This is a genomic window from Caulobacter sp. (assembly GCF_035254145.1).
Classification (GTDB): Bacteria; Pseudomonadota; Alphaproteobacteria; order Caulobacterales; family Caulobacteraceae; genus Caulobacter.
The window spans coordinates 1-5,079 of record NZ_DATFAV010000132.1 but is presented as its reverse complement, the minus strand read 5'-3'; the positions used below and the strand labels follow the sequence as shown (position 1 = coordinate 5,079).

Below are 5,079 nucleotides of genomic sequence, written 5' to 3'. Positions count from 1 at the left end.
GATGAGCGGCAGCGCCGACGCCCGCGACATCGGCCGCGCCTTCGCCGAGCTGGCCGACCTGATCATCGGCGGCCTGGCGCCCGCCGCCCTGGCGGAGGTCGAGCGGCTGGGCGGCGCCTTCCCCGGCCAGGTGGCGGTGGTGGCCCTGGGCAAGGCCGGCTCGCGCGAGATGACCGCCAAGTCCGATCTCGACCTGATGACCCTCTACGTCGCCGATGGGCCGGCGGCCCAGTCCGCCATCAAGGAGTGGAGCGCCGACGTCTTCTACGCCCGCTTCACCCAGCGTCTGACCTCGGCCCTGTCGGCGCCGACGGGCGAGGGGACGCTGTACGAGGTCGACCTGAAGCTTCGGCCCTCCGGCACGAAGGGGCCGGTGGCGGTCAGCTTCGCGGCCTTCGAGGACTATTACGAGCGCGAGGCCGAGACCTGGGAGCTGTTGGCCCTGACCCGCGCCCGGGTGGTCTGGGCCAGCTCGCCGGACTTCAAGGCCCGCGCCGAGGCGGCGATCGAGGCGGCCCTGCGCCGGCCGCGCGAGTGGAAGAAGACCGCCGCCGACGTCATCGAGATGCGCCAGCTGATGGAGCGCGAGCGCCCTGGCAAGGGCGACTGGGACCTGAAGCTCGATCCCGGCGGGCTGGTGGACGTCGAGTTCGCCGCCCAGTTCCTGCAGCTGGCCCACGCGGCCCAGGGCGGCCCCCTGGCCCAGAATACCGGCGAGGCCTTGGCGTCGCTGCGCGCGGCGGGCCTGGCCGACGACGGGGCCCTGGCCCGGTTGGAGACCGCCTGGCGGCTGGAGCAGGATCTGTCCCAACTGATCAAGGTGGCCCTGGAGGACGGCGGCGACCCCGAGGCCGAGCCCAAGGCCTTCAAGGCCCTGCTGGCCAAGGCCGGCGGCGTCTCCCAGTTCAAGTCGCTGAAGCCCAAGCTGGCCAAGGCCAAGGCCGAGGCTCGGGCGGCGTATGAGGCTGTGGTGATGGGGTAGGGGTTGGTAGATAGCGCCTGCTCTTTCTCCGTCATTCCCGCCCTTGTGGCGGGAACCCCTGGTTCAGCTGACGCGTGAGACGCAAGCGGACTGCTTGGCAGTCCGCCCCTTCCGCCCTTGCGGCCGACAGAGGGGTTCCCGCCACAAGGGCGGGAATGACGGCAGAGTGGGATGGCGAGGAGCGTATCGGCGGAAATTCGAACGCCCTTCGCGACGGAATCCCCCACGCCACGCGTTTCACTCTCCGGGACGGGCCTTCCACCTTCGGAGACCTTGAGACAGATGATCGTACGCACCCTGATCGCCGCCGGCGCTTTGCTCGCCGTGGCGGCGCCCGCGCTGGCCCAGACCGCCGCGCCAACGGGCCAGGCCCCCGCCGGCATGACCCTGCAACAGTTCCAGACCGCGAACGGCGACAAGATGTTCGCGCGGCTGGACGCCGACAAGGACGGCAAGATCTCTCCCGAGGAGTTCGCCGCCTTCCGCGAGCAGAACGCCAAGGTCGACGCCAAGGCCGCCAAGGCGGGCAAGCGGGGCCATCGGATGTTCGCGCGCTTCGACGCCGACAAGGACGGTTCGCTGTCGCGGGCCGAGGCCGACAAGGTCCTGGCCTGGCGGTTCAAGCGGATGGACGCCAACAACGATGGCGTCCTGACGCTGGAGGAGTTGCAGGCCAAGCACGGCAAGGCCAAGGTCGGGGTCTGATGGCCACGTGCGCGGCGAGTTGAAGCTTGGCGTCCGACGGGAACGATCCCGACGAAACCTTGCTGCAGGGGGTGGGGCGGGGCGACCCCACCGCCGTCCGCGCCCTGCTGGACCGACGCCTCCCGCGTATTCTGGCCTTGGCTCGGCGCATGCTGAACGACGCGGTCGAGGCCGAGGACGTCGCTCAGGAGACCTTCCTGCGCGCCTGGAAGCAGGCCCGGGCCTGGAGACCGGGCGGGGCGCGCTTCGACACCTGGCTGCATCGGGTGGCCCTGAACCTTTGCTACGATCGCCTGCGGCGTCGGCGCGAGGTCGTGACCGACGCGCCGCCGGAACAGGCCGATCCTGGCCCCGCGCCGGACGCGGGTCTTCTGGGCGCGGAGCTGTCGCGGCGCGTCGAGGCGGCGCTGGCGGCCCTGCCGGCGCGCCAGCGCGAGGCGATCGTGCTTTGCCACCACCAGGGGCTGGGCAATATCGAGGCCGCGGCGCTGATGGCGATCAGCGTCGAGGCCCTGGAGAGCCTGCTCTCGCGCGGCCGCCGGACGTTGAAGGCGTCGCTGGCCGATCTGCGAGCGGGATGAAGGAGGCGCGGTGATGATGACGGAAATGTCCGAAGGGCGCTTCGAGGCGCTGGCCGACATCCATGGCGGCGAGATCGCGCGCTGGCCCGAGGCCGAGCGCGAGGCCGCCCGCGCCCTGCTGGCGGCCCATCCTGATCGACTGGCGCCGGTGCTGGACGCCGCCGCCCACCTGGACCGCCTGCTGGACCTCGCCCCCGCCCAGGCGCCCGACTCCGCCTTGCTGGGCCGGCTGGTCGCCGCCGCGCCGAGCGCGCCTGGGGCCGCCGGCCGCTGGATCGCGGGCCTGTCGGCCGCGCTGGGCCTGTCGGCCGCCGCCTTCGCGGGCGTGGCGGCCGGGGTGGCGGTCGGCGGGCGAGCCGATCCCGTCGTGGCCCCGGCCGTCCAGACCGCGACGCCGCGCGGCGACACGGTGACGGCCGTCGACTTCGCCACCGACCTGCAGGACGCCCTCGAGGAGCCCGCCGCCCTATGACCCTGTCGCGCTCGCTGCTGGTCGGCCTAATCGTTTCGGCGGCCCTCAACGTCTTCCTGATCGGCGGCCTGGCCGGGGTGGCCTGGGTGCGGCTGTTCAGCCCGCCGCCCGCGGCCCTGTCGCCCGCGCCCCAGCCGGCGCCGCCCACGCCGGTCGTCGCCCCGCCGCCCGGGCAACCGCCCGAGCAACCGGCGGCCAGGCGGCAAGCCGGCGCTGGGTCCGCGCCGCCGACGAGCCCGGCGCCCGTGGCCGAGCGGACGGCCCGTCCGCCGTTGTGGACAGCCGGCGAGGGGCTCTCGCCCGAAAGCCGTCGCGCTCTGCGCCAGGCCCTGCACGCCGCCAACCAGAAGAACCAGCCGATCAGCCGTCAGGCCCGGGTCGAGCGTCAGGCGGCGCTGGCGGCGCTGCGCTCGTCCAGCTACGACCCGGCCGAGGTCGGGCGACGGCTCGCCGCGGCCCGCGCCCTGGACATCCAGGCGCGTGGCAATGTCGAGGCGGCGCTGGCCGCCTACGCCGCCACCCTGTCGCCCGCCGAACGCGCGGTGCTGGCCGAGGGGCTTTCGCGGATCTACGCGCCGCGCCAGCGCCTGCTTCAGCGCGGCGTCGAATAAATCGCGCGCCGACGTAACCAAAGGCCGGCGCCCGTCGTATCACTGACGTAGCCCGCTTCGGAGCGTCCCATGCTGATCCGCCACGCCCCCGACCTGACCGACAACGACGTCACCGACCATGGCCTCTACCTGGAGCGCCGGACCCTGATGGCGGGCCTGGCTGGGGTAGGCCTGGCTGGAGTGGGGTTGGCCGGCGCGGCGGCGGGCGAGGCCCAAGCCCAACAAGCAAAGGCGGGGCTGGCGTTCAGCAAGGGCTTCTCGACGACCGAGAAAGCGACCCCGCGCGAGGACGTCACCGGCTACAACAATTTCTATGAGTTCGGCGTCGACAAGGGCGATCCGGCCGAGAAGTCGGGCCGCTTCAAGCCGCGCCCCTGGACCGTTCGCATCGACGGCGCCTGCGAGGCGCCGCGCACGGTCGGGATCGAGGACCTGATCGGCAAGAACAAGCTCGAGGAGCGCATCTACCGCATGCGCTGCGTCGAGGGCTGGTCGATGGTGATCCCGTGGGTCGGCTTTCCGCTGAAGGACCTGCTGGCCTCGGTCAAGCCGACCTCGAAGGCCAGGTTCGTGGCGTTCGAGACGGTGATGCGGCCCTCGGAGATGCCCGGCCAAACCTGGAACACCCTGGACTGGCCCTATCGCGAAGGCCTGCGGATCGACGAGGCCATGCACCCCCTGACCTTGATGGCGGTCGGTCTCTATGGCGACGTCCTGCCCAACCAGAACGGCGCGCCGTTGCGGCTGGTCGTGCCCTGGAAGTACGGCTTCAAGGGCATCAAGTCGATCGTGCGGATCAGCCTGGTCGAGCAGCAGCCGGCCACCGCCTGGAACCGGCTGGCGCCGCGCGAATACGGCTTCTATTCGAACGTCAATCCGGCCGTGGATCATCCCCGCTGGTCGCAAGCCACCGAGCGCCGCATCGGCGAATTCCGTCGCCGCGAGACCCTGCCGTTCAACGGCTACGGCGAGTGGGTGGCGGACCTGTATCGCGGGATGGATCTGAAGCGGTTCTATTGATGGCGTCCGCCAAGAAGAAGCGCCCCTCCAAGCTTCGGGACAACGCCGTCTACGCCCTGGTCTGGCTGGCCTGTTTCGCGCCGCTGGCCTGGCTGGCGTGGCGAGGCTTCGCGGGCGACCTCGGCGCCAATCCGATCGAGACCCTGATCCGCCAGCTGGGCGTCTGGGGGCTGCGCCTGCTGCTGGTCGGCCTGGCGATCACGCCCGCCGCGCGGATCTTCAAGGCGCCCAGGCTGGTGCGGTTTCGGCGAACCATCGGCCTGTTCGCCTTCAGCTACATCGTGCTGCATCTCTTCAGCTACGTGGGCGTCGACCTGTTCTTCGACTTCAAGCAGCTGTGGAAGGACATCCTCAAGCGGCCCTTCATCACCCTGGGCATGCTGGGTTTCGTGCTGCTGATCCCGCTGGCGGTGACCTCGACCAACGGCTGGGTCATCCGCATGGGCCGCGCGGCGTGGAGCCGCCTGCACCGGCTGGTCTATGTGATCGTCCCGCTTGGGGTCGTTCACTACTACCTGCTGGTCAAGGCGGATCACCGACCGCCGCTGGCGTACGGCGCAATCCTGGCGGTGCTGCTGGGATGGCGGGCGTGGGAGGCTTGGCGGCCGGCGCCGAAATCCTCCCCCTAGCGGGGGAGGTGGTCGCGAAGCGACCGGAGGGGGGAGTTGTCCTGGCCCGGCCTCTTCCCCCTCCGTCGTCTCTTCGAGC

7 protein-coding genes and 2 pseudogenes are annotated in these 5,079 nt (G+C 71.3%); 8 read left to right on the top strand and 1 reads right to left on the bottom strand.

Features of this window, described 5'->3' with window-relative positions; genetic code table 11:
* A partial coding sequence (locus VJ655_RS07860) for a DUF294 nucleotidyltransferase-like domain-containing protein (RefSeq protein WP_324110512.1) occupies positions 1 to 982 on the top strand: 982 nt, incomplete at its 5' end.
* Positions 983 to 1,011: 29 nt separating this feature from the next.
* Here the strand turns inward: VJ655_RS07860 and VJ655_RS07855 are convergent.
* Positions 1,012 to 1,147: pseudogene (locus VJ655_RS07855) on the bottom strand (hypothetical protein); the annotation flags it as partial.
* Between the two features lie 117 nt (positions 1,148 to 1,264).
* On the opposite strand from VJ655_RS07855, the gene VJ655_RS07850 reads away from it, so the two are divergent.
* The 7 genes and pseudogenes from VJ655_RS07850 to VJ655_RS21060 form a co-directional block, all read left to right on the top strand.
* Positions 1,265 to 1,687 (top strand): EF-hand domain-containing protein, encoded by a 423-nt coding sequence (locus VJ655_RS07850; RefSeq protein ID WP_324110511.1) that lies wholly within the window; start codon positions 1,265 to 1,267, stop codon positions 1,685 to 1,687.
* A 26-nt stretch (positions 1,688 to 1,713) separates the two neighbouring features.
* Positions 1,714 to 2,268, top strand: a complete 555-nt coding sequence (locus VJ655_RS07845; RefSeq protein ID WP_324110510.1) for an RNA polymerase sigma factor — start codon at positions 1,714 to 1,716, stop codon at positions 2,266 to 2,268.
* Between the two features lie 13 nt (positions 2,269 to 2,281).
* Positions 2,282 to 2,740, top strand: a complete 459-nt coding sequence (locus tag VJ655_RS07840; protein WP_324110509.1) for a hypothetical protein — start codon at positions 2,282 to 2,284, stop codon at positions 2,738 to 2,740.
* Positions 2,737 to 3,351, top strand: coding sequence for a periplasmic heavy metal sensor (locus VJ655_RS07835; RefSeq protein WP_324110508.1), 615 nt, complete (start codon positions 2,737 to 2,739; stop codon positions 3,349 to 3,351). Before VJ655_RS07840 ends, VJ655_RS07835 begins: the two co-directional genes overlap by 4 nt.
* 69 nt (positions 3,352 to 3,420) lie before the next feature.
* Positions 3,421 to 4,371 carry a protein-methionine-sulfoxide reductase catalytic subunit MsrP gene (gene msrP / locus VJ655_RS07830; RefSeq protein WP_324110507.1) on the top strand — a complete coding sequence of 317 codons (951 nt, stop codon included), beginning with the start codon at positions 3,421 to 3,423 and terminating at the stop codon, positions 4,369 to 4,371.
* A complete protein-coding gene (msrQ, locus tag VJ655_RS07825; RefSeq protein WP_324110506.1) occupies positions 4,371 to 5,000 on the top strand; it encodes a protein-methionine-sulfoxide reductase heme-binding subunit MsrQ in 630 nt (209 codons plus the stop codon). Before msrP ends, msrQ begins: the two co-directional genes overlap by 1 nt.
* Positions 4,999 to 5,079: pseudogene (locus VJ655_RS21060) on the top strand (hypothetical protein); the annotation flags it as partial. The gene msrQ and the pseudogene VJ655_RS21060, both read left to right, overlap by 2 nt.